Origin of the sequence: Thauera sp. (genome assembly GCF_034003485.1) — a bacterium.
Lineage (GTDB): Bacteria > Pseudomonadota > Gammaproteobacteria > Burkholderiales > Rhodocyclaceae > Thauera.
In genome coordinates this window covers 1-21,574 of record NZ_JAVEYL010000001.1, presented here as the reverse complement: position 1 = coordinate 21,574, position 21,574 = coordinate 1, and the positions used below count along the sequence as shown (strand labels likewise).

The following is a 21,574-nucleotide window of genomic DNA, read 5'->3' as shown; positions in this document are numbered from 1 at the left end:
TCATGGAGTTTTCGCAAGTCGCCACCATCGCCGGCAAGGAATTCTGGGACCGCATCCGCAACCGCTGGGTGCTGGCCGTGGCGCTGGTATTCACCGTATTCGCGCTGTCGATCGCGTACTTCGGCTCGGCGCAGCAAGGCGCGGTGGGTTTCCGCTCGATCGAGGTCACCATCGCAAGCCTGGTCAGCCTGGTCATCTACCTGATCCCGCTGATCGCACTGTTGCTGGGGTTCGACGCCATCGTCGGCGAGCGCGAGCGCGGCTCGCTCGACCTACTGCTGTCGATGCCGATCACCCGCCTCGAGCTGCTGCTCGGCAAGTACCTCGGCCTGGCCGGCGCGCTCACCTTCTCCACCGTCGCCGGCTTCGGCCTGGTGGGCCTGGTGCTGTCGCCACAACTCGACCTCAACGCGCTGTTCCACTACTTCGGCTTCATGATCAGCTCGGTGCTGCTCGGCTGCGCCTTTCTCAGCCTGGCGGTGATGCTGTCGGTGTTCGCGTCCGACCGCACTCGCGCCTCGGGGCTGGCGATCGCGATGTGGTTCTTCTTCGTGCTGATCTTCGACCTGCTGGTGCTCGGCGTGCTCGTCGTCACCGCCGGCCAGTGGGGCGGCGAGGCCCTGCCCTACGCGCTGCTCTTCAACCCCGCCGACGTCTTCCGCATCCTCAACATCTTCTCGATGGAAGATGTCCGCACCCTGTACGGCCTGTCGACCGTGTTCCCGCCCGCGCTGGCGCAGCCCTGGCTGCTCGGCCTGGTGATGGCGGCGTGGATCGTCGGCCCGCTGGCGATCGCCGCCTGGCGCTTCCGGCGCTGATCGCCCCTTCAACCTGAACCGGATGGAGTAAGTCTTCCATGTGCACACATCACGCCTGCCAGAGCCGCCGGCGCTTCCTGATCGCCAGCGCCGCAGCCGGCCTGCTCGCCGCCTGCGGCAGCGGCAACCAGGGCGGCGGTGGCACCATCACCCCGCTCGAGATCGACCGCAGCAGCAGTTGCGCCCTCGACGGCATGCTGCTCGCCGACTACCCCGGCCCCAAGGTGCAGATGCACTACGCCGGCGTATCGCGCCCCGACTGGTTCTGCGACACCATCGAGATGTTCAACGTGTACCTGAACCCGGAGCAGGCCCGCCTGGTGACTGCGCTCTACGTCCAGGACATGGCCAAGGCCGAGTGGAACGCGCCGCAAGGCCACTGGATCGACGCGAAGACGGCCTTTTACGTGTTCGGCTCGAAGCGCCTGGGCGCGATGGGTCCGACCGCGGCCTCCTTCGCCAGCGAGGCGGACGCCAAGGCCTTCGCCGCCGAACACGGTGGCCAGGTCCTGCGCTTCGACGAGGTCAAGCCCGACATGGCCGTCCTCGACGGCGGCGCCCTCCACGACCAGGCCATGTAAGCGCCAGGAGGCCAACGATGAACCCAATCTACGATACCGTACCCCCGCAGGATGCCCTCGAGCTCGAGCAGGTCGCACGCCTGATCTACGAATCGCGCGAGAACCGCCGCAAGGTCCTCAACGCCGTCGGTGCCAGCGACGAAGCAGAGCTGCTCGCGCGCATCGCCAGCGGCGAGATCGACGAGCACCCGGCCTACGAGCACTACCTCGCCGCCCGCATCCTTGCCGACACCCACGCGGCCGCACGCCAGGTGGTCGGCAGCCGACTGCAGGAGATCAACCGCGGATGAGCCTGCATACCGAACTGCTCGACTACATCGAGCGCGAACACGAAGACGCCCTGCTCACGCCGCCGCAGTTGTCGCAGGACGCGCTGACCCTGGTGCTGAAGAACGGCGCCGTCCTCACCGTGCGCTACGCGGCCGCCGACGCCTACTCGCTGCGCTGGCGCACCAGCCTGCACGCCGACGGTGTGGAGATCGGCATCGACACGGCGCCCACCCACCCACAGCTTGCAACCACGCCCAACCACCTGCACCGGGCCGATGGCTCGGTGGTCGCCGACCCGCTCACGCGCATCGACCACACCCCGGAAGACAACCTGGCGCGCGTGATCGAGGCCCTGAGCCGCGATCCGCAACTGGCGGATCTCGCGCCATGATTCACGTGGTCGTGCGCCGGCGGCTGCTGCTTGCCGGTGCCGCGGGCGCACTCGCTGCGGGCACTGCGCTGCTGTGGGACTACGGCCGCAACGCAAGCGCTGGTTTCGAGCCGCCAGCCGAGGACGTCTGCATCGTCGCCCCCACGCGGGTGACGCCCCCTCACGCCTATGATCCGGCCAGCGGCCTGGCAATGTACGACGCGCGCCCGATCCCGACCGACGCGCGCTGCCCGGTGTGCGGCATGTACCCGGCTCGCTTCCCGCGCTGGGCGGCGCAGATCATCTTCACGGACGGCGCAGCGCACTTCTTCGACTCGCCGGTCGATCTATTCATGTTCCTGGACAAGCCTGCAAGCTTCGGCACCGAACGCAGTACCGCTGACGCGGCGGCAATCTACGTCGCGGACTTTCGCAGCGGTGCGTGGCTGGCTGCCCGCGAGGCGGTTTTCGTGCGTGACTCCCGGGCACGGGGGCCGATGCGCGGCCCCGATCTGCCGGCCTTCGCCGACGAGAGCGCGGCGCGAGCCTTCATCTCGGAGCAAGGTGGCCGCGTCCTGCACTTCGACCAGGTCGACGCCAGCGTCGTTGCCGGCCTGCGCGACGCCAACCACGCCCAGCACATGCACTGAGCACGCCGGTGGCGTACCCCCGCGGCCAGGGGGCCATGCCCAAAGGGCTATAACCCAGAACCGAAAAGCAAGCGGGGCCCGAAGGCCCCGCATCGCGAACACCGCCGCCCGCCTGGAGCGGGGCTGCGCCTCCTTACTTCGACTTCTCGACCATGAAGTCGACTGCAGCCTTAACCTCTTCGTCCTTCAACGAAGCGCCGCCGCCACGCGGGGGCATCATGCCCTTCTCACCCGTGAAGCCTTCGATGGCGTGCTTGTACAGAATGTCGTTGCCCTGCGCGATGCGCGCAGCCCACTCGTCCTTGTTGCCCGGGATCGGGGCGCCCGCCACACCGGACGAATGGCACAACGCACAGGTCTTCTTGTAAACGCTTTCACCAGCGGCATTTGCCGGCGCTGCTGCAGGAGCGGGTGCGGGTGCGGGTGCAGCAGCCGGAGCGGCGGCGACCGGCGCAGAAGCCGGCGCGGCGGCCGGCTGCGCCGGGGTACCGCTGTCCGAGCCACCACAGGCAGCCAACAGGACGGATGCTGCAGCGGCGATCAGGAAGGGAAACTTGTTCATGCACATTCTCCGTTATGTCATTGTCCGTCGCAGAGTCGATCCGCGAATACGCTGAACACTATCGCCAAAAACTCACGACGTGATTGATGATGGTCAATTCACCACGAGATCCGGGGCGCCTCGCGCCGGCGAATGCCTGCCATCATCACGATCCGGCGTTCGTTCATCGGCACGACGCCCTGGTCGGGCGGAACGCTCACGGTCCGCCATGACGATCCACCCGGACGATCCGCGGCGAGTCGTACCGGCGGACTTGAATCCTGCCCGTGCCATACCCATGTGAGCAATGCCTGAAATGCTCCGGAGTCTCCCGATGTCCGCCCCCCTGCACCTGGTCTGCCCACATTGCGATGCGGTCAACCGCGTACCCGCTGACCGTCTTGTCGATGCCCCAAGCTGCGGCAAGTGCGCAAAGCCGCTGTTCACGGCCCACCCGGTCGATCTCGACGCCACGAGCTTCGACCGCCACATCGGCCGCAGCGACATCCCGGTGCTGGTCGACTTCTGGGCGCCATGGTGCGGCCCCTGCCGGCAGATGGCGCCCGCCTTCGTCCACGCCGCCGGGATGCTCGAGCCCAAGGTACGCCTGGCCAAGGTCGACACCGAGGCGCAGCAGGCACTGGCCGCGCGCTTCGGCATCCGCAGCATACCGACCCTGGCGCTGTTTCGCGGCGGTCGAGAAGTTGCCCGCCAGGCGGGCGCAATGGGCGCGGCCGACATCGTGCGCTGGGTGAACAGTCACACCGGCTGAGCACGCACGGGTTGGCGCTCACCCGCCGGCGGATTCGCGCGTGGCCTGGAAGCGCTCCACTGCAACGAAGGTCAGCTTTGCCTCGGTCACCTTCACGACGACCGGGTTCTCGGGATGACGCTCGGCGAAGACCTCCACGTCCACCGTGACCGAGGAAGTGCCGACACGCACGATCTCCGCATGAAAGCTGACCACATCGCCGACCGACACGGGCTGCTTGAACACGAAGGAATCCACCGCCACCGTTGCGACCCTCGAGCGCGCGTGACGGATGGCCGGGACCGCGCCGGCGATGTCGACCATCGACATGATCCAGCCGCCAAAAACGTCGCCGGCCGGATTCAGGTCGGCCGGCATCGGCATGGTGCGCAGCACGAGTTCCTTGTCCGACGGTATTGCGAGGCAGGCACCCGCCTCGCCTTCGCCATCCGCGGGGCCGACGAGCAGTTTGCCGCCTTGCGCATCCACCGCGACGTAGGTCAGCCGCGCCTCGGTCACCTTGACCACCTGCGGCGCGGCCGGATTGCGTTCGGCGAAGACGTGCACATCCACGGTGATCGAGGACCGGCCTACAGTCACCACATCCGCGTAGAAGCTGACGATATCGCCCACCGACACCGGCTGCTTGAACACGAAGGAGTTGACCGCCACCGTGGCCACGCGCGCGCGCGCACGGCGGATCGCCGGCAGTGCGCCGGCGATGTCGACCATCGACATGATCCAGCCACCGAATACATCCCCCGCCGGGTTGAGATCGGCGGGCATCGGCATGACGCGCAGGGCGAGGTGCGCATCCGGAGGCAGTTCTGTGGTGTGGGTCGGACGGTCGGACATCGGGCTCTCCTGGTGTTTTGGCCGTGCTCAGGCTGTCCCGGGATAATGCCAACAAAGACCGAGCGGGTGTTGCCGACCCACACACAGGAAAAAACCTGCGCCCGCCCGTTGTGGCAGGCGACGCAGCCGCCATTGCAGCCTCGGCAGCCCCTTCCGACCCAGTCTGGCGGCGACCGCACCGCGAATCTCCCGAAGAATCATGAAACACACGCGCAAGGCCGCAACAAAGCCTGCGTGATACTCTGCATTGTGCATTGCAGCATTTTTGCCGGCGATTCCTTGTCCAACCCTGGCCAGGGCAACCGGCACGACGCGGAGGATCATCCATGTTCCGACTACCCTGGCCGGCACGACGACCGCCGGCAGAGACCCCCCTAGTCAGCCTTGCGCTGCAGGGCGGCGGCGCGCACGGCGCCTATACCTGGGGCGTGCTCGACCGCCTGCTCGAAGCCGGCATCCGCATCGAAGGCATCAGCGGCACCAGTGCCGGCGCGATGAATGCGGTGGCGCTCGCCCACGGCTGGACCGCAGGCGGTGCCGATGGCGCACGTGCCGCGCTCGACGACTTCTGGCAAGCGGTGGGCGACAGCGTGCCCTTCCACGTCGAAATGCTCAACAGCATCAACTCGACCGCCGACAGCGCGCTGCCGACCCCGATGAACGTGATGATGGGCTTCATGCGGCTGTTCTCGCCCTACCAGCTCAACCCTTTCGACCTCAACCCCTTGCGTGACGTGGTGCGTGCCCAGTTCGACTTCGAGCGCCTGCGCCGCGAGTGTCCGCTCAAGCTGTTCATCGCTGCCACCACGGTGCGCACCGGCAAGGTCAAGCTGTTCCACACCGCCGAGCTGAGCGAATCGGCGCTGCTCGCCTCGGCCTGCCTGCCGACCCTGCACCATGCGGTGGAGATCGACGGCGAGCACTACTGGGACGGCGGCTTCACCGCCAACCCGGCGATCTACCCGCTGCTCTACGAGTGCACCACGCCCGACATCCTGATGGTGCTGCTGAACCCGCTGCAGCTTGACGAGGCGCCGCGCAGCGCCGAAGACATCTCAGCGCGCAGCATGGAACTCGGCTTTTCCACCACCTTCCTGCGCGAGATGCGGATGATCGCCCACGCACGCCAGCACATCGCCGACACCGCGGGCTGGATGCCGCTCGGCCGCCTGGAGCGCAAGCTCGTCAGCCAGCGCTTCCATCTCATCGAAGCCCACGAACTGGCCGAGGCCGGCCGCGGCAGCAAACTCAATGCGGCCAGCAGTTTCCTGACCGAACTCAAGACACTTGGCCGCGCGCGCGCCGGGGACTGGCTCGGCACGCAATACCGCCACGTCGGCCGCAAGGAAACGGTGGATGTCGCGCAGCTCTTCCTGTAGCCCGGCGCGGATCAGTCGGGCATGGCGTCCAGTCGCGCCAGCCAGGGCGCACGCAGCGATTCGGGCACGAAGCTCGCTTCCAGGCTGTTGCGCGCCACGCGCTTGAGCTCGGCACGCGTGAGCCCGAGCGCCTGCGCCGTGTCCACATAGTTCTGCGCCACGTAGCCGCCGAAATACGCGGGATCGTCGGAGTTGATCGTGAGCTTGAGCCCGGCATCGAGCAGGCGCTTGAAGTTGTGCTGAGCGAGCGTCGGCACCATGCACAGCTTCACGTTCGACAGCGGACACACCGTCAGCGCCACCTGCTCGTTCGCGAGGCGCTCGAGCAGCGCCGGATCTTCATCGCAGCGCACGCCGTGGTCGATGCGCTCCACCTGCAGCACATCGAGGGCCTCGACGATATACGCGGGCGGCCCCTCCTCGCCGGCGTGGGCGACGATATGCAGGCCCAGCTCGCGGCAGCGCGCGAACAGGCGCGCGAACTTGCCCGGCGGGTGCCCGTTCTCGGACGAATCCAGACCGACACCGTGAATGCGCGCCAGATACGGCAGCGCCTGCTGCAGCGTGGCGAATCCCTCGTCCTCGCTCAGGTGGCGCAGGAAGCACAGGATCAGCCGCGAGCTGATGCCCCAGCGCGCCTGGGCCTCGGCGCACGCACGCTCGAGACCGTCGAGCACGGTCTCGAAGGCGATGCCGCGCGCGGTGTGGGTCTGAGGGTCGAAGAACAGCTCGGCATGGACCACGCCGTCGGCGTGTGCGCGCTCGAAGTAGGCGATGGCCAGCTCGAAGAAGTCCTGCTCCCGGATCAGCACCGCCGCGCCCGCGTAATACAGATCAAGAAAGCTCTGCAGGTCGGTGAAGGCATAGGCTGCGCGCGTAGCCTCCACGCTGTCCCAGGGCAGCGCCACGCCGTTGCGGCGCGCGAGCGCGAACATCATCTCCGGCTCGAGGGTGCCTTCGATGTGCAGGTGCAGCTCGGCCTTGGGCAGGCTGCGGACATAGGTCTCGAGGTCCATGGCGATCTCCTTGCAGATGGGCGAATCCTAGCGCCAAAGACCGCATTCGGCGCGCCCGGCTGAGCCCCGATCGGGGCGGTGCTTTCTTGTGGCGACCGCTGAGCGGCGGTAGCATGGCCGTCTGCTGCCATGCAACGAAGCCTGCCCGGCCTCGTTTCCGCGCCAATTTCCTGCGCGCGCACCCACCGAATTCACCCCATGTTCCGGAGATCGTACCGATGCGAAAAACCTGGCTCGCCCCGCTGTTCGCCGCCTTCACCGCTGCCGCAGGCATCGCCGTCGCGACCCCCGCCGCAGCGCAGACGACCCTGAAGATGGCCTATGCCCTGTCGGCCAGCTCGCACTACGGCGCCGGCGGCGAAGCTTTCTCGAAGTCGCTCGAAGCCGGCACCGGCGGCCGCTTCAAGGTGCAGCAGTTCCCGAGCAGCGCGCTCGGCGGCGAGCGCGAGGTCATCGAGGGCCTGCAGCTCGGCACCATCGACCTCGCCATCCTGTCGACCGGCGCCACGCTGAACTTCGTGCCGCAGACCGGCGTGTTCGACATCCCCTTCCTGATGCGCGACCTCAGCCACGCCCGCCAGGTGCTCGACGGCCCGGTCGGCCAGGACATGCTGAAGGCCTTCTCCGCACGCGGCCTCGAGGCGCTGGCCTGGGGCGAGCAGGGCTTCCGCCACCTCACCAACAGCAAGCGCGCGGTCACCACCGCTGCCGACGCCAAGGGCCTCAAGATCCGCACCACCGAGAACCCGGTGCACATCACCGCCTTCCGCCAGATCGGCATCCTGCCCACGCCGATGGCGTGGCCGGAAGTCGCTACCGCGCTGCAGCAGGGCACCATCGACGGTCAGGAGAACCCGCTGTCGGTTATCACCTCTGCCAAGCTGTCGCAACTGCAGAAGCACCTGTCGCTGACCGGCCACGTCTATGCGCCCGCGGTGGTGATGGTGTCGCCGACGGTGTATGCCGGTCTGTCCGACGCCGACAAGCAGGCCTTCGTCGAGGCCGCGAAGAAGGGTGCGCAGGCGATGCGCGACTTCGTCGACAACGTCGAGAAGACCGGGGTCGAGCAACTCAAGTCCGAGGGCATGGAGGTCGTCACCACGGTCGACCGCAAGTCCTTCGAGGACGCGGTGGCGCCGGCCTACGAGGACTACTACAAGCGCTTCGACAAGAACCTGATCGACGCCATCCGCAATACACGCTGAGCGCCGGCTGCACGGGCCGCGCCGGCCGCACACCGCGTCCGGCACGACGGCACGGTCTGTCCCTCTCCGCCGCAGGCCCCGCTTCCCCATCGCCCCCGCCACGCGCGGGGGTTCGCCTTTCCTGGCTCCGCTCATGACGCTTCTTCGCCGCATCGACCACTGGCTGTTCAAGAGCGTGTCCGTGCTCGCCCAGCTTTTCCTGATCGGCGCGGTGGCGGCCGGCTTCTGGCAGGTCGTCGCGCGCTTCGTGCTGTCCTCGCCGCTCGACTGGAGCGAGGTGCTGACCCGCGCGCTGCTGATCTGGGCGGTGCTGCTCGGCGTCGCGCTCGCCTTCCGCCACGGCGCAATGCTCGGGGTCGAGATCCTGCGCACGGTGCTGCGCGCGCGCCAGCGCCGGGTGCTCGAATGGGTGGTGGCGCTGGTGTGCAGCGGCTTCCTCGGCTTCCTGGCCTGGATCGGCGGGCAGATGACCTGGCGCGTGCGCTTCCAGACCGTGCCCAGCCTGGACATCTCGATCTCCTGGATCTACCTCGCGATTCCCGTCGGCGCCACACTGGCGGCGCTTGCCGTGCTGCTGCGCGTGGCCGCCGCCTCGGCGGCCGAACCGGTCCCGCTCGACGGCCAGGGCTGAACGCGGCGCCCCGCCCCCTTCGCTAAACACATTCCAACCGCCTCTACTGCCTGCCACCACCATGTCCCAGTTGATGATCCTCACCATGCTGATCTTCTTCGGCCTCACCGTGCCGGTGGCGGTGTCGATCGGCCTGGCGGCGATGAGCGGGGTGGCGGCAGCGAACCTGCCCTGGCTGGTGGTGGCGCAGCAGATCTACGCCGCGCTCGACAAGTATCCGCTGGTGGCGATCCCCTTCTTCATCCTCGCCGGCAACCTGATGGAAGCCGGCGGCATCTCCGAGCGCCTGGTCGAGTTCGCCAAGAGCCTGGTCGGCGGCGTGCAGGGCGGCCTGGCGATGGCCTGCGTGATCACCTGCATGATCTTCGCCGCGGTGGCGGGCTCGAGCGTCGCCACCACCTTCGCCGTGGGCGCGATCCTGATCCCGGCCATGGTGCGCCACGGCTACCCCGCGCCCTTCGCCGCCTCGCTGCAGGCCACCGCGGCCGAGCTCGGCGTGATCATCCCGCCCTCGGTGCCGATGATCCTGTTCGCGGTGTCCACCGACACCTCGACCGGCGAGCTCTTCATCGCCGGCGTGCTCCCCGGGGTGCTGATCGCGGCGGCGCTGATGGCCTATGTGTGGCTGTACGCGCGGCGCAACCGGCTTGGCCTGCAGGACGGCGAGGGCCGCCTGCCGCTGTGGCCGGCGCTGCGCCGCGCCTGGCTGGCGCTGCTGATGCCGGTGATCATCCTGGGTGGCATCTACGGCGGTGTGTTCACCCCGACCGAGGCCTCGGTGGTGGCGGTGGTGTATGCGCTGGTGGTCGGCATGCTGGTCTATCGCCGCATCCGCCTGCCCGACCTGTCGGCGACCCTGCACCGCTCGGTGGTGGGCACCGCCAGCATCATGTTCATCATCGCCAACGCCGGCGTGTTCGGTTTCCTGCTCAACCGCGCCGGCGTGCCGGATGCGCTCGGGCAGTGGCTCGGCCAGCTCTTCAGCGACAAGATCACCTTCCTGCTCGGCGTGAATGCGGCGCTGTTCCTGATCGGCATGATCATCGAGACCTCGGCCTCGATCGTCGTGCTCGCGCCGCTGCTGCTGCCGGTGGCGGTGGCCTTTGGCGTCGATCCGGTGCATTTCGGCATCATCATGGTGATCAACCTCGCGCTCGGGATGATCACCCCGCCCTTCGGCGTGAACCTGTTCGCCGCCAGCTCGATCTCGGGCGTGCCGCTCGAGCGCATGGTGCGGCCGCTGCTACCCTTCGTCGCGACCGTGGTGGCCTGCCTGCTGATCATCACCTACGTGCCGCAGATCAGCCTGGTGCTGCGCGACCTCGTCTATCGCTGAGCGCGGTCTGCGGCTCATCGCCGACCCGACGCCCCTCCCCGGAGCCGACTCATGACCCAGCCACGCCAGCCGCTGCAGCCGCTCTCGGCCGAACTCACCGCCCGCGCCCTGCCCTATTCCGAGCTCGCCGACGAGATCGCCGCCCTGCTCGCCGAGCCCTGGGTCGAGGTGCCGCCACGCATGGTGATGCCGCTCGCCGGCCAGGGCACGCTGTTCGTGATGCCATCGACGGACGGCAGGCTCGCCGTCACCAAGCTCATCACCTTCACCCCGGCCAACGTCGGCAGCACGCGCCCGACCATCCAGGGCGACGTGGTGGTGTTCGACGTCGCCAGCGGCGAGCGCCGGCTGATCATCGACGGCCCCACGGTCACCGCGCGCCGCACTGCGGCGGTGTCGCTGCTCGCGGCCCGCCGGCTGGCGCCGAACACGGACGGCCCGCTGCTGATCGTTGGTGCCGGCGTGCAGGGCCGCGCGCACCTCGATGCCTTCGTCGAAGGGCTCGGCGTCGAGCAGGTGCGCATCGCCTCGCGCAGCCCGGCGAGCGCCCGCGGGCTGATCGACCATGCGCGCAGCCGCGGGCTGGAAGCGCTGCCCGCCTTCGACCTGCGCCGCGCGCTCGACGAATGCCCGCTCGTCGTCACCGTCACCCCGGCTAATGGCGTGGTGCTCGACGGCACGCCGCGCGCAGACGCCTTCATTGCCGCGGTCGGCGCGTTCACGCCGCAGATGGTGGAGCTGTCGCCGGCGCTGTGCCATGACGTGGCCGCGCGCGGCACGGTGGTGGTGGACACCCGCGACGCCGATCACGAAGCCGGCGACCTGATCCAGGCCGGCATAGATGTCGGCGTCATTGCGGCGCTGGCGCAGGTGATCCGCGAGGACTGGCCGCGACCGGCGGGCCCGGTGCTGTTCAAGAGCTGTGGCTGGGCGGGCTGGGACCTGGCCGCCGCCCGCCTCGCCTTGCGCGCCGCCGGTTGAGTGCCACGCGAGGGAACACAACGCATAAGCCGATCAGTCGGAACGACGCACCGCTCGCCACGCCAGGTACGCACCGACCGCGATCAGCGGCAGCAGCACGCCGGGCTCGGTGAAGGCATGGATGAGGGCGTTGAAGAAACCGTCGGTGCCGTGAGTGTGGCCGGGATGGGCGAAGGCGGCGCCGGATGCGCCGGCAAGCGCCAGGGCGAGCGCGGAGGCGCTCAGCGTGCGGAATGTTGTCATGGTCGATACTCCTGTGCTTTCGATGATGCGGTGAGTTCCGGGGCGGCAGCGGGCGGCTCGCCACCTGAAGGATGTCGTGCGCTCAAGCCGCCGCGGCAGCGAGCAGGCCCTGGCGTTCGATGAAGTCGATGATATCGGCAAGCCCCTGCCCCGTCTTCTGATTGGAGAACACGAAGGGGCGCGCGCCGCGCATCTTGCGCGCATCGCGGTCCATGACCTCGAGCGAGGCGCCCACCAGCGGCGCAAGGTCGATCTTGTTGATCACCAGCAGGTCGCTGCGGGTGATTCCCGGCCCGCCCTTGCGCGGAATCTTGTCGCCGGCCGACACATCGATGACGTAGAGCGTCAGGTCGGACAGCTCGGGCGAGAAAGTGGCCGCCAGATTGTCGCCGCCGGACTCGACGAAGATGATGTCCAGCCCGGGAAAGCGCGCATTGAGGCGGTCGACCGCCTCGAGGTTGATCGACGCGTCCTCGCGGATCGCGGTGTGCGGGCAGCCGCCGGTCTCGACGCCGATGATGCGCTCGGGCGCGAGCGCCTCGTTGCGCACCAGGAACTGGGCGTCCTCGGCGGTGTAGATGTCGTTGGTGACGACGGCGAGGTTGTAACGCTCGCGCAGCGCCATGCACAGCGCCAGGGTCAGCGCGGTCTTGCCGGAGCCGACCGGACCGCCGATTCCCACGCGCAAGGGGCCGCGGGCAGGACCGGGGGCAAGGTCATGCGTGGCGCCACCCGGGACGGAGGACGGGAACGAATGCTGGGTCATGATCTGAACAACCTTGTGTATTGGGTTTCGTGCCGACTGCTGGCAATCGCCAGGCCGGGGGTGTAGTTGCTCCAGCGCGCCTCGGGCAGGCGCAGCGCAGTTTCGACCAGGGCCGGGATGCGCTGGCCGAGCGTCGCCAGCAGGCGCTGGCCGGCGCTCTGACCGAGCGGCACCGCCTTTACCGCCGCCATCACCTGGTTCTCCGCCCACGCCCACAGGTAGGCGGCAAGCGCCTGATCGGGCGGTATCTGCCAGGCCGCCGCGGCTGCACACCAGACAGTCGGGAAGCACGGCGTGTCGAGCGCAAGCAGGCGCGCACGCCAGCCGGGAATCGACGCGAAGGCATCGAGATCCGCGAGCAGTTTCACCAGCGACCAGGCCATCTGCAGCGTCTCGGCGCGCAGCTCCGACGTCTCGCGGCTGGCGAGAAAATCCGCGTTGAGGCGGGCGACCTCCGCATCTTCGCCCTCGGCCCAGGCCACAAGCTGGCGCGCCAGCAGCGGCGCCTCGAAGCGCGCCAGGCTCCATTCGAGCAGCTCGCCGATCCACGCCGCGGCATCGGATTCGTTACGCACCGCCCCGCTTTCCACCGCCCACTCCAGGCCCTGCGAGTAGGTGTAAGCCCCCACCGGCAGCGCCGGGCTGGCCAACTGCAGCAGGCGCACAAGGGGCAGCAGGTTGGGCCGCGTGGGAGCGGGCATCGTGGGAGCGGGCTTGCACGCGAATGCAGGGCTTGACCATGCACCGCTCGCGGGCAAGCCCGCTCCCACAGCGCTGCGCTCCATGACAAGGGCCTCGGTCGCAGGGGCGATGCCCGGTGCTGGCGGCAACGGGGAGATGATGGCTGCGCTCATTGCCCAGCCATCAGGTGGATGCGCGCGCCGCTGCCGTCGCCAGGGTGCTGGTGTCCCGGGGCGTAGGCGCCCGCCTCCGGCTCGAACGGCACACACAGCGAACTCACCAGCGCGCCCAGGCCGACCAGCATGCCCTCGAGCACATGGTCGGCCTGAATGCGCAGCCAGTCGCCGCCGGCGTCCCGCCCCACCTGCACGGCGACGTGGCGGTTGCCCAGGTGGAATGCTGCCCGTGCGAGCTCGATCGCGGTGGCGCAGCGCACCTCGAGCAGATCCTCGGGCGCGGACACCACTGCGACCACGCGCCCGTTGCTGGCGAGCAGGCGGTCGCCGCCGCGCAGGATGGTGCCGCGCGGCAGGAACAGGCCCACTTCGGCGCCGGACGCCAGACGCGCGCGCAGGCGGCTCTTGCTCCGCGTGCTGAAGTCGAGTTCCAGACTGTCGGCCGCTGGCGCGTCGCCGGTGTAGCGCGCCTCGATCAGGCAGAAGGCGGGCACGGCGACCGGCTCGGCGGGGGCAGCAGGCGTGGCAGCACGTGCGCCAGCGGAGCAAGGCGATCCGGACGATTGCGCCGACGCGCTGCCGGCGCGCTGAGCAGTTGCGGAATCAGCATGCATGGTCTTGTCTCAAAAAAGGAAATAGCGCTGCGCCAGCGGCAGCACCTCGGCCGGCTCGCAGGTGAGGTGCTCGCCATCCGCGCGCACGACGTAGGTCTCGGGGTCGACCTCGATCTCGGGCGTGGCGTCGTTCAACACCATGTCGGACTTCTGCACCCGGCGGCAGTCCTTCACCGCCACCAGCGGTTTCTGCAGCCCGAGCGCGGCGACCTCGGCGTTATGCAGCGCGGCCTGCGACACGAAGGTCACCGCGGTCTTCAGCGCACGCCCGAAGCTGCCGAACATCGGGCGGTAATGCACCGGCTGCGGGGTCGGAATGGACGCATTGGGGTCGCCCATAGCGGCCGCGGCGATCATGCCGCCCTTCACGATCAGGCTCGGCTTGACGCCGAAGAAGGCCGGCCGCCACAGCACCAGGTCGGCGAGCTTGCCCGGCTCGATCGAGCCCACCACGTGGCTGATGCCATGGGTGATCGCCGGGTTGATGGTGTATTTGGCGATGTAGCGCTTGACCCGGAAGTTGTCGTTGGTGGTGCTGCCTTCGACCACCGCGACCGCATCCGGCACAGCCGCGGCTGCGCTGCGCCGGGGCGCCAGCCAGCCGCGCTGGACCTTCATCTTGTGCGCGGTCTGCCAGGTGCGGATCACCACCTCGCCCACCCGGCCCATGGCCTGCGAGTCCGACGACATCATCGAGAACGCGCCGGAGTCATGCAGGATGTCCTCGGCGGCGATGGTCTCGCGGCGGATGCGCGATTCCGCAAACGCCACGTCCTCGGCGATCGCAGGGTCGAGGTGGTGGCACACCATCAGCATGTCGAGGTGCTCGTCGATGGTGTTCACGGTGTAGGGCCGCGTCGGGTTGGTCGAGGACGGCAGCACGTTGGGCCGGCTGATCGCGCGGATGATGTCCGGCGCATGGCCGCCGCCCGCGCCCTCGGTGTGGAAGGTGTGGATGGTGCGGCCCTTGAACGCGGCCAGCGTGGTCTCGACGAAGCCCGATTCGTTGAGCGTGTCGGTGTGGATCGCCACCTGCACGTCCATCTCGTCGGCCACCGTCAGGCAGTTGTCGATCGCCGCCGGCGTCGTGCCCCAGTCCTCGTGCAGTTTCAAGCCGATCACGCCCGCCTGCACCTGCTCCTTCAGCGGCGCCGGCAGGCTGGCGTTGCCCTTGCCGAAGAAGCCGAGGTTCATCGGGAAGGCCTCGGCCGCCTCCAGCATGCGGTGGATGTGCCACGGCCCCGGCGTGCAGGTGGTGGCGAAGGTGCCGGTCGCCGGCCCGGTGCCGCCGCCGAGCATGGTGGTGACGCCCGACATCAGCGCCTCCTCGATCTGCTGCGGGCAGATCCAGTGGATGTGGCTGTCGATGCCGCCGGCAGTGAGGATCATGCCCTCGCCGGCGATCACCTCGGTGCCGGCGCCGATCGGGATCGTCACGCCGGGCTGGATGTCAGGGTTGCCGCCCTTGCCGATCTTCCAGATGCGCCCGTCCTTGAGGCCGACGTCGGCCTTCACGATGCCCGTCACCGCGTCGACGATCAGCGCGTTGGTGATGATCGTGTCCGCCACGTCGGCAGATACGCCCTGCCCCTGGCCCATGCCGTCGCGGATCACCTTGCCGCCGCCGAACTTCACCTCTTCGCCGTAGATCGTGTGGTCGTGCTCGACCTCGATGACGAGCTCGGTATCGGCAAGGCGCAGCCGATCGCCTACCGTGGGGCCGAACATCTCCGCATAGGCACGGCGCGAGATCGCGCTCATCACAGTGCTCCCATCACGAGGCCGTTGAACCCATAGACCTCGCGCTCCCCGTCCAGCGCCACCAGTTCCACCGTGCGCGACTGCCCGGGCTCGAAGCGCACCGCGGTGCCCGCGGCGATGTTGAGACGGAAGCCCCGTGCCGCGCTGCGGTCGAAGTCGAGCGCGGCGTTGGTCTCGGCGAAGTGGTAGTGCGAGCCGACCTGGATCGGACGGTCGCCGGTGTTGGTCACCACCACCGTCAGCGTGGCGCGGCCGGCGTTGAGCTCGATGTCGCCATCGGCGACGAAATATTCTCCGGGAATCATATTTTCTCCCCCAGTTTCATGCCGCGTGTTGCAGACGCGACCAAGTAGCGATCGTCATGTCGGATGCTTGTGGCGCAGGCGAGGACTGTCTGAGCCCGAAGGGCGAGTTCCTCAGCCTGCAGAGCAACTATCCGGCGTGGCGGTCGCGGGCAGTACCGAAAAACGCAGCCCACCGCGAACTCAAACGATCGGCTGATGCACGGTCACCAGCTTCGTCCCATCCGGAAACGTCGCCTCCACCTGGATGTCCGGAATCATCTCCGCCACCCCTTCCATCACGTCGTCACGGGCCAGCAGGGTGGCGCCGAAGCTCATCAACTCCGCCACCGTCCGCCCGTCGCGTGCGCCTTCCAGGATCGCGCAGGTGATCAGCGCCACCGCCTCCGGATAGTTCAGCTTCAGCCCGCGCGCGCGCCGGCGCTCGGCCAGCAGGCCGGCGGTGAAGATCAGCAGCTTGTCCTTCTCGCGTGGTGTCAGTTCCATCTCGTCTCCTTGCGCCGCGGCCGGCCTGGACGCCGCCGCCGTCCCGCACCCCGCACGCACCGGCCAACCGGCAGCGCGGGATGCACTCGCACCTCAGGTATTCCATATCCGCGGCACCTGCATCGCCCGCCCCGCCACCGCCGGCCGCGCCGCGCCCCACAGCTGCGCCAGCCACGCCCGCCCCGGCTCGCAGGCCGGCCCGAGCCAGCGCGCCACCAGCAGCCCGGGCAGCAGGGTCACCGCACCGCGCCCGGCCATCGGCTCGATCGCCCGCCAGGCCTCGAGCAGACCCGCATCACATGCCGGCGCCGCGACCAGCAGCGTCGCGCTCACCGGCGCGCCATCCAGGCCCACCGCAGCGTCCAGCAAACCAGCCCCGCCCTCGAGCACACCGCGCTCGAGCCACAGCGGCCTGCCGTCGCGGCTGATCCGCGTGCGCAGCGCAAGCTCGCCGCAGGTGAAGCGCTCGCCCGCGCCGATGCGACCGAGACAGAGCACCTCCGCCCCGATGAAGGCCCCCGAGCCGGCAAGCTCGACCTCGGTACCGAGCGTGCCGAGCGCGCCGTCGTAGACGATGCTTTCCTGCGGCAGGAACTCGCACACGCCGCCCTCGGCCACGCGAATCCGCTGCACCAGGCTGCCCGGCGCGCCGGCGCTGCGATACCACTTGCCGGCCCCGGGCGTGGTCAGCAGCACATGCGCCTGCGCGCCGAGTTCCAGCGTCAGCGCCAGCCGGTCGCCGCCGGCGATGCCCGCGGGGGGATGCACCAGGATCGTGTGGCACACCGCCTCGCCTTCCGGATACAGCGCGCGCTGCACGACGAGCGGACCGCGATGCGCGCGCTCGACGAGCACGGTGCGGGCACCACGGCGCTGATAGGCCAGACGCAGCTCGGCGCGCCAACCAGCGTCGGCGCTGTCGGACGGGGGATCGGCAAGAGGGGCTTCGGCAACCGCGTTCATGCGGAGCCTCTAGCAAACGTCGGGCCAGCCCGCGCGACGGGACGCTATCCGATTGATCCGGCAACGCTTATCGAAACTGCGGAGGCGCTGGGGCGCAAGTGCGGCAGGGCCGCATCCAGCTCGGCGGGGATCGGTGCGCACCAGAAACAGGCGTGCGCTGGCGAACGCACCATTGCGGTGCGTGGCGCCTGGCGGTTCAGCGCGCGGCGGACGCCGCGCCCGCCGCCGCGTTGCCGGCGACCTCGGGCGGCGTCTCGGGCAGCGGCTCCCACAGCTCACGGTAGGTGGCACTGTAGTCGAGCAGCTTCTCCGTCATGCGATCGACATGGTCCGGCGCACGCGGCGCGCGCACCGGACCGATCGCCGAGTAGCCCAGCCCGGCCCGCCCACCCTTCACCTGCAGGCCGATGAGGTCGAGCATCGTCGGCAACATGTCGAAGTGCGTGACCTCGCGGGTGTTGGCGGTGAGCTTCGGGTTGTCGTTGATCAGCAGGTTGAAGACCCGGCGCTCCGGGTTCGTCACCAGCTTGCCGTAGGAAGTGTTGCCCATGGCCAGGTGGTCGCCCTGCACCACGATCGCGACCCGGTCGAGCCAGCCGCGGGCGATGATGTACTCGACGAACTCCGCCACCAGATCCGCCGTGCATTCGACGATGCCCTCGAAGTCCTGATGGCCGCGGCGCGCGCATTCGGGCGACACGTGGCCGTAGGGATGGTGGGTGTCGACGGTGAGCACGTTTAGGTTGAAGGGCCTGCGCGACTTCATGAGCTGGTCGAGCTCGGCGCGCGCGCGGCGGAACAAGGCGTCGTCGCGCAGGCCCCAGCCGCTCATCGCGCCCGGCGGCTCGCCGGCGGCGATCCATTCTTCGCGCCCCATCACACGACTGTAGCGGTGGTCGTTGAAGAACTTGCCGACGCCGGCGAAGACCAGGCTGGAGCCGTTGAGGAACACGTTGCGGTAGCCCTGGCGGGCGAGGATGTCGCCGAGACAGTGTGCGCGCGGCAGGTAGCGCTCGACTTTCTCCCCCTGCACGTTGCCGCCGAACATCGCGACCGACTTCAAGGGGACGCCACACTGGGTGGACACCAGGCTGGCGATGGTGAAGTGCGCGCCCATCAGCTCGCGATAGCTGTCGAAGGACACGGCGCCGGGGAGGGCCTTGAGTGCGTTCAGGCGCTTGAGCAGGTCGCGACCGAAGAGCGCGGGGTCGGAATAGGTGTTCTCCAGGCTCTCGACGTAGATCACCACCAGGCTCTTGGGCGGCTTGCGCCCGCGTTCGAGCGTGATCCGGGCCGGATCGACGTAGGCGTCGGCGAAGTAGTCCTCGCCGAAATAGCCGCGCACGTAGCGCGCCACCGAGAAGTTATCGACGAAGAAGGCGACGCCGGCACCCAACACGACCAGCGGCACGATCCGCGGCAGCGTGTGACGGGCGGCGTGGTGCAGCACCGCGGTCACGCGCAGCCAGGCCATGCGCAACCAGGGTCGCGGCCACGCCTCGGGGTGGCCACGCAGGTACCGCACCCAGCCATCGAAACCCCACAACAGAAGGGCGAGGGCGATCGGCAGCGCAAGCCCGCGCCACAGGAAGCGATGGATGATCTCGGGGTCGCTGGCGAGCACGCCTTCGGAGCCGAAACGCAGGTGATAGAGCACCTGGTCGATGCTGACCCGGCCGAACTCCTCATTGAGCCAGCGCGGAATCGCGTACAGCAGACAACCGGCCAGGATGGCCAGGAATCTGAGCAGTTTTCCGACGCGCATGCAGTCCCCGCACTAGCAAGCCCCGGGGCGATCCGCAAAGTGGACGCACGCAAAGGGTGCGCAATGGTACTGCAACACTCCCGTAACAAATGCGGCATTTGTCACCGCGTGTGGCGAGGCGCTGCGGCCCGCGCCGCGTCCGCCAAACAAGACAGCCCCGACCGCAGACGATCGGGGCTGTTGTCGTGATCCGCCAGCGCCTTTACTGCGTCGAGCGCGCGATCAACACCGCCATCTTCGGGTTCTGCCTGGCCACCTCTTGGGCGAGCTCGGCCTTGGCACGCTGGCCGCCCTCCTCGGTGTTGAGAATGATCAGGTCGCTGCGCAGCTGCTCGGCCAGGTCGACCACCGCTTTACCGCGACCGTACAGCGTGGCCGTCAGAATCTGGCCTTCGGCCGGGACACCCTGGGCGTTGACCTCGTTCACATACGCCTGCAGGTTCGCCACGTGCTTCGGATCGACGTCCCGGTCGGTCTGGCTGACCTCGGCGGACAGCACGTGCTCCGGCGCGAGATACACCAGGTGCACCTTCGAGCCGGTCAGGGAGACGAACTCGGAGATCCGCGCTCGGGTCAGCTTGTTCCCGGTGTGATCGACCACGGCCATGATGGTGCCGTAGAGACGCGACTTGCTTGCGGGCACCGCAGCGGCAGGCGCAGTGGTCGGCGCCATCGACTGCGCCACCGTCGCGGCCTTGCTCTTCGGAATGATCAAGGTGAGGGCCAGGCCGACAAGCGCGATGCCACCGAGCACATAGAAGATGCTGTGCAGCTCGCCGGCGAACTTGACCGCCAGGAAGGCGCCGAAGATCGGCCCGAATATGCCGCCGATACGGCCGAACGCAGCCGTCCAGGCCACACCGGCGCCACGGACGTTGGTGCGGTAGTAGTTGGCAGCCAGACCGTAGATCAGGGTTTGCGTACCCGAGGTCCCCAGACCGGTGATCGCGATCGTGAGCAGCAGCAGGGCCACGACGATTCCGCTGACATCAGCAAGTTGCTGGATCTCGCCGGCCTTTGCGGCCATCGGGACGTCGATCGTGGCAGCGATCAGACCGATGGCACCCATGGCGAGCGCACCGGCCAGGAAGCCCAGCGCCACGATCCGCTGCGGGCCGTGCCTGTCAGCCAGCGTGGAGCCATACAGCGTACCCACCATGGCGCCGGCGTTGAGGACCAGCAGCAATGCCAGCGATCCGTTCTGGCCCATGATCGGGAGCATGATCTTCGGCAGCCAGGTGTTCAGCGAATAGACCAGCAGCAGGCAGAACGCCGAGACGAAGCCGATGACGATGGCCGGGACGAGATAGACGGTGAACAGCCCCGCCCAGCCCGCACGCGCATCGGCCGCGCTGGCGGCCGCGCTCTGTTGCGGCTTGATCTCCGTCTCCGGAATGGGAACGCCGGTGCGCTCGGAGACCTTGCGTGCTTCATCCAGCCGGCCGCGGGAGGCCAGCCAGGCCACCGACTCGGGGAGCTTCCAGATCGCCAGCGGCAGGAGGGTGACCAGCGGCAACGCACCGATCAGGAACATCCCGCGCCAACCGATCACCGGCAACAGGAAGATCGCGAGCAAGGCCGACAGCAGCGAACCCAGCGGAATGCCCGCATAGACGAAGGCGGTGGCCAGGTTCTTCTTCCCCGGCGGGGCGAACTCGGCCGCCATCGCGCCCGTGGTGCCGGCCAGCGCGCCGACGCCCAGGCCCGTGATGAAACGCCAGACACCGAAAGCGGTGAGCGTCTCGGCCATCGCCGACACCGCCATGCCGATCGAGAACCAGGCGATGGATGCAAGCATGACCTTGCGGCGGCCGATCAGGTCGCCCAGGGTGCCGGCGACGAGGGCGCCGAGCATCATGCCGATCATCGCGTACGAGCCCAGCATGCCGGCGTCTTTCGGCGTCAGCGCATGATCGCCGATCCATTTGGCGGCGTCCGGGCCCATGAAGCCGGGCAGGACGGCGCCGTAGACGACGAGGTCATAACCATCGAAAACCAGGCCGACGAAGGCGAGGGCGATCACCCAGATAATGGTGCTGCGCCGCTTGCGCTCCATTTCCGGGCTTTCCATTGGGCCAGTCGATTTCAAGATCGTGACTCCTTGCATTGAATGTTGTCAGGTTTTTGAATCTGGATAAATTACTTAAAACTCGAGATTTTTTGCTCTGGGCGAACCATGCCCTCGGTCCGCCGCGGGCGACTTGTTAGCGCCATTGCGAGCATTCCGGCCTTTGGTCCTGAATGTTGGGGCAACACAAGGGCCGCAAGCGGCCCCTGCATTGCATACTCAAGATGAGTGAGGCGGCCTCAGACGCTGGCGGCGAACTTCTCGTAGTGGAAGCTGTTGGGCTGGACCTTGCGTTCGCGCAGGTCGTGGGCGACGGCCTCGACCATGGGCGGGGGTCCGCACAGGTAGATGTCGACTGCGCCCTG

24 protein-coding genes and 1 pseudogene are annotated in these 21,574 nt (G+C 68.4%); 11 read left to right on the top strand and 14 right to left on the bottom strand.

The features are described from left to right. The first annotated feature begins 2 nt into the window (after positions 1-2). From RBT54_RS00125 to RBT54_RS00105, 5 genes are read left to right on the top strand one after another with little or no spacing between them, the layout of a single operon-like run. The gene (locus RBT54_RS00125; RefSeq protein WP_320362876.1) at positions 3-818 is read left to right on the top strand and encodes an ABC transporter permease; all 816 of its coding nucleotides are present in this window, start codon (positions 3-5) and stop codon (positions 816-818) included. Between the two features lie 38 nt (positions 819-856). Then, a complete protein-coding gene (locus tag RBT54_RS00120) occupies positions 857-1,399 on the top strand; it encodes a nitrous oxide reductase accessory protein NosL (RefSeq protein WP_320362875.1) in 543 nt (180 codons plus the stop codon). Between the two features lie 17 nt (positions 1,400-1,416). Beyond that, complete coding sequence (locus tag RBT54_RS00115) at positions 1,417-1,689, top strand: hypothetical protein (RefSeq protein WP_320362873.1); 273 nt, start codon at positions 1,417-1,419, stop codon at positions 1,687-1,689. Further along, complete coding sequence (locus RBT54_RS00110; protein WP_320362871.1) at positions 1,686-2,060, top strand: hypothetical protein; 375 nt, start codon at positions 1,686-1,688, stop codon at positions 2,058-2,060. The genes RBT54_RS00115 and RBT54_RS00110 overlap by 4 nt, the downstream gene beginning before the upstream one ends. Next, entirely contained in the window at positions 2,057-2,689 is a 633-nt protein-coding gene (locus RBT54_RS00105) for a nitrous oxide reductase accessory protein NosL (protein WP_320362869.1), read from the top strand. Before RBT54_RS00110 ends, RBT54_RS00105 begins: the two co-directional genes overlap by 4 nt. Before the next feature lie 133 nt (positions 2,690-2,822). On the opposite strand, the gene RBT54_RS00100 is transcribed toward RBT54_RS00105, so the two are convergent. Further along, a complete protein-coding gene (locus tag RBT54_RS00100; RefSeq protein WP_320362867.1) occupies positions 2,823-3,251 on the bottom strand; it encodes a c-type cytochrome in 429 nt (142 codons plus the stop codon). Between the two features lie 313 nt (positions 3,252-3,564). Between RBT54_RS00100 and trxC the strand changes: the two genes are divergently transcribed. Then, positions 3,565-4,002, top strand: a complete 438-nt coding sequence (gene trxC, locus RBT54_RS00095; RefSeq protein WP_320362865.1) for a thioredoxin TrxC — start codon at positions 3,565-3,567, stop codon at positions 4,000-4,002. Between the two features lie 18 nt (positions 4,003-4,020). On the opposite strand, the gene RBT54_RS00090 is transcribed toward trxC, so the two are convergent. Together RBT54_RS00090 and RBT54_RS00085 are read right to left on the bottom strand one after the other, a co-directional pair. Further along, on the bottom strand, positions 4,021-4,305 hold the full coding sequence (locus RBT54_RS00090) for an acyl-CoA thioesterase (RefSeq protein ID WP_413788410.1): 285 nt from the start codon (positions 4,303-4,305) through the stop codon (positions 4,021-4,023). 129 nt (positions 4,306-4,434) lie between these two features. Then, positions 4,435-4,836, bottom strand: a pseudogene (locus tag RBT54_RS00085) (acyl-CoA thioesterase); the annotation flags it as partial. 326 nt (positions 4,837-5,162) lie between these two features. Between RBT54_RS00085 and RBT54_RS00080 the strand changes: the two are divergent. After that, on the top strand, positions 5,163-6,215 hold the full coding sequence (locus RBT54_RS00080; RefSeq protein ID WP_320362864.1) for a patatin-like phospholipase family protein: 1,053 nt from the start codon (positions 5,163-5,165) through the stop codon (positions 6,213-6,215). An 11-nt stretch (positions 6,216-6,226) separates the two neighbouring features. Here the strand turns inward: RBT54_RS00080 and RBT54_RS00075 are convergent, their stop codons facing one another. Beyond that, positions 6,227-7,231 (bottom strand): adenosine deaminase, encoded by a 1,005-nt coding sequence (locus RBT54_RS00075; protein WP_320362862.1) that lies wholly within the window; start codon positions 7,229-7,231, stop codon positions 6,227-6,229. A 218-nt stretch (positions 7,232-7,449) separates the two neighbouring features. Here RBT54_RS00075 and RBT54_RS00070 point away from each other — a divergent pair, with 218 nt between their 5' ends. The 4 genes from RBT54_RS00070 to RBT54_RS00055 all read left to right on the top strand — a co-directional run bounded on the left by RBT54_RS00070 (position 7,450) and on the right by RBT54_RS00055 (position 11,384). Further along, positions 7,450-8,436, top strand: coding sequence for a TRAP transporter substrate-binding protein (locus RBT54_RS00070; protein ID WP_320362860.1), 987 nt, complete (start codon positions 7,450-7,452; stop codon positions 8,434-8,436). Between the two features lie 133 nt (positions 8,437-8,569). Continuing rightward, positions 8,570-9,067 (top strand): TRAP transporter small permease, encoded by a 498-nt coding sequence (locus RBT54_RS00065; protein WP_320362858.1) that lies wholly within the window; start codon positions 8,570-8,572, stop codon positions 9,065-9,067. Positions 9,068-9,128: 61 nt separating this feature from the next. Then, the gene (locus RBT54_RS00060) at positions 9,129-10,403 is read left to right on the top strand and encodes a TRAP transporter large permease subunit (protein WP_320362855.1); all 1,275 of its coding nucleotides are present in this window, start codon (positions 9,129-9,131) and stop codon (positions 10,401-10,403) included. 51 nt (positions 10,404-10,454) lie between these two features. Beyond that, complete coding sequence (locus RBT54_RS00055) at positions 10,455-11,384, top strand: delta(1)-pyrroline-2-carboxylate reductase family protein (protein WP_320362853.1); 930 nt, start codon at positions 10,455-10,457, stop codon at positions 11,382-11,384. A gap of 33 nt (positions 11,385-11,417) precedes the next feature. Here the strand turns inward: RBT54_RS00055 and RBT54_RS00050 are convergent, their stop codons facing one another. From RBT54_RS00050 to RBT54_RS00005, 10 genes are all read right to left on the bottom strand, one after another. Continuing rightward, a complete protein-coding gene (locus RBT54_RS00050; protein WP_320362851.1) occupies positions 11,418-11,627 on the bottom strand; it encodes a HupE/UreJ family protein in 210 nt (69 codons plus the stop codon). 82 nt (positions 11,628-11,709) lie between these two features. After that, positions 11,710-12,393: an urease accessory protein UreG gene (ureG, locus tag RBT54_RS00045; protein WP_320362848.1), complete on the bottom strand. Its 684-nt coding sequence runs from the start codon at positions 12,391-12,393 to the stop codon at positions 11,710-11,712. Beyond that, positions 12,390-13,094 carry an urease accessory protein UreF gene (locus RBT54_RS00040; RefSeq protein WP_320362846.1) on the bottom strand — a complete coding sequence of 235 codons (705 nt, stop codon included), beginning with the start codon at positions 13,092-13,094 and terminating at the stop codon, positions 12,390-12,392. Before RBT54_RS00040 ends, ureG begins: the two co-directional genes overlap by 4 nt. Before the next feature lie 149 nt (positions 13,095-13,243). After that, positions 13,244-13,744 carry an urease accessory protein UreE gene (gene ureE / locus RBT54_RS00035; RefSeq protein WP_320362845.1) on the bottom strand — a complete coding sequence of 167 codons (501 nt, stop codon included), beginning with the start codon at positions 13,742-13,744 and terminating at the stop codon, positions 13,244-13,246. Positions 13,745-13,873: 129 nt separating this feature from the next. After that, on the bottom strand, positions 13,874-15,625 hold the full coding sequence (ureC, locus tag RBT54_RS00030; RefSeq protein ID WP_320362844.1) for an urease subunit alpha: 1,752 nt from the start codon (positions 15,623-15,625) through the stop codon (positions 13,874-13,876). Then, entirely contained in the window at positions 15,625-15,930 is a 306-nt protein-coding gene (locus tag RBT54_RS00025; protein ID WP_320362842.1) for an urease subunit beta, read from the bottom strand. The genes ureC and RBT54_RS00025 overlap by 1 nt, the downstream gene beginning before the upstream one ends. A 180-nt stretch (positions 15,931-16,110) precedes the next feature. Beyond that, a complete protein-coding gene (gene ureA, locus RBT54_RS00020) occupies positions 16,111-16,413 on the bottom strand; it encodes an urease subunit gamma (RefSeq protein WP_320362840.1) in 303 nt (100 codons plus the stop codon). Positions 16,414-16,506: 93 nt separating this feature from the next. Beyond that, positions 16,507-17,376, bottom strand: a complete 870-nt coding sequence (locus tag RBT54_RS00015) for an urease accessory protein UreD (RefSeq protein ID WP_320362839.1) — start codon at positions 17,374-17,376, stop codon at positions 16,507-16,509. Between the two features lie 196 nt (positions 17,377-17,572). Next, on the bottom strand, positions 17,573-19,141 hold the full coding sequence (locus RBT54_RS00010) for a sulfatase-like hydrolase/transferase (protein ID WP_320362838.1): 1,569 nt from the start codon (positions 19,139-19,141) through the stop codon (positions 17,573-17,575). Between the two features lie 202 nt (positions 19,142-19,343). Then, entirely contained in the window at positions 19,344-21,230 is a 1,887-nt protein-coding gene (locus tag RBT54_RS00005; protein WP_320362836.1) for an aromatic acid/H+ symport family MFS transporter, read from the bottom strand. Between the last annotated feature and the right edge of the window lie 344 nt (positions 21,231-21,574).

Bases quoted from the DNA above. Each gene is read 5' to 3' on its own strand.
- trxC (WP_320362865.1), top strand. From the start codon at position 3,565: ATGTCCGCCCCCCTGCACCTGGTCTGCCCACATTGCGATGCGGTCAAC.
- ureG (WP_320362848.1), bottom strand. From the start codon at position 12,393: ATGACCCAGCATTCGTTCCCGTCCTCCGTCCCGGGTGGCGCCACGCAT.
- RBT54_RS00065 (WP_320362858.1), top strand. From the start codon at position 8,570: ATGACGCTTCTTCGCCGCATCGACCACTGGCTGTTCAAGAGCGTGTCC.
- RBT54_RS00105 (WP_320362869.1), top strand. From the start codon at position 2,057: ATGATTCACGTGGTCGTGCGCCGGCGGCTGCTGCTTGCCGGTGCCGCG.
- RBT54_RS00125 (WP_320362876.1), top strand. From the start codon at position 3: ATGGAGTTTTCGCAAGTCGCCACCATCGCCGGCAAGGAATTCTGGGAC.
- RBT54_RS00080 (WP_320362864.1), top strand. From the start codon at position 5,163: ATGTTCCGACTACCCTGGCCGGCACGACGACCGCCGGCAGAGACCCCC.
- RBT54_RS00120 (WP_320362875.1), top strand. From the start codon at position 857: ATGTGCACACATCACGCCTGCCAGAGCCGCCGGCGCTTCCTGATCGCC.
- RBT54_RS00075 (WP_320362862.1), bottom strand. From the start codon at position 7,231: ATGGACCTCGAGACCTATGTCCGCAGCCTGCCCAAGGCCGAGCTGCAC.
- RBT54_RS00070 (WP_320362860.1), top strand. From the start codon at position 7,450: ATGCGAAAAACCTGGCTCGCCCCGCTGTTCGCCGCCTTCACCGCTGCC.
- RBT54_RS00060 (WP_320362855.1), top strand. From the start codon at position 9,129: ATGTCCCAGTTGATGATCCTCACCATGCTGATCTTCTTCGGCCTCACC.
- RBT54_RS00055 (WP_320362853.1), top strand. From the start codon at position 10,455: ATGACCCAGCCACGCCAGCCGCTGCAGCCGCTCTCGGCCGAACTCACC.
- RBT54_RS00010 (WP_320362838.1), bottom strand. From the start codon at position 19,141: ATGCGCGTCGGAAAACTGCTCAGATTCCTGGCCATCCTGGCCGGTTGT.
- ureA (WP_320362840.1), bottom strand. From the start codon at position 16,413: ATGGAACTGACACCACGCGAGAAGGACAAGCTGCTGATCTTCACCGCC.
- RBT54_RS00115 (WP_320362873.1), top strand. From the start codon at position 1,417: ATGAACCCAATCTACGATACCGTACCCCCGCAGGATGCCCTCGAGCTC.
- RBT54_RS00100 (WP_320362867.1), bottom strand. From the start codon at position 3,251: ATGAACAAGTTTCCCTTCCTGATCGCCGCTGCAGCATCCGTCCTGTTG.
- RBT54_RS00090 (WP_413788410.1), bottom strand. From the start codon at position 4,305: ATGGTCGACATCGCCGGCGCGGTCCCGGCCATCCGTCACGCGCGCTCG.
- RBT54_RS00040 (WP_320362846.1), bottom strand. From the start codon at position 13,094: ATGCCCGCTCCCACGCGGCCCAACCTGCTGCCCCTTGTGCGCCTGCTG.
- RBT54_RS00050 (WP_320362851.1), bottom strand. From the start codon at position 11,627: ATGACAACATTCCGCACGCTGAGCGCCTCCGCGCTCGCCCTGGCGCTT.
- RBT54_RS00015 (WP_320362839.1), bottom strand. From the start codon at position 17,376: ATGAACGCGGTTGCCGAAGCCCCTCTTGCCGATCCCCCGTCCGACAGC.
- RBT54_RS00110 (WP_320362871.1), top strand. From the start codon at position 1,686: ATGAGCCTGCATACCGAACTGCTCGACTACATCGAGCGCGAACACGAA.
- RBT54_RS00025 (WP_320362842.1), bottom strand. From the start codon at position 15,930: ATGATTCCCGGAGAATATTTCGTCGCCGATGGCGACATCGAGCTCAAC.
- ureC (WP_320362844.1), bottom strand. From the start codon at position 15,625: ATGAGCGCGATCTCGCGCCGTGCCTATGCGGAGATGTTCGGCCCCACG.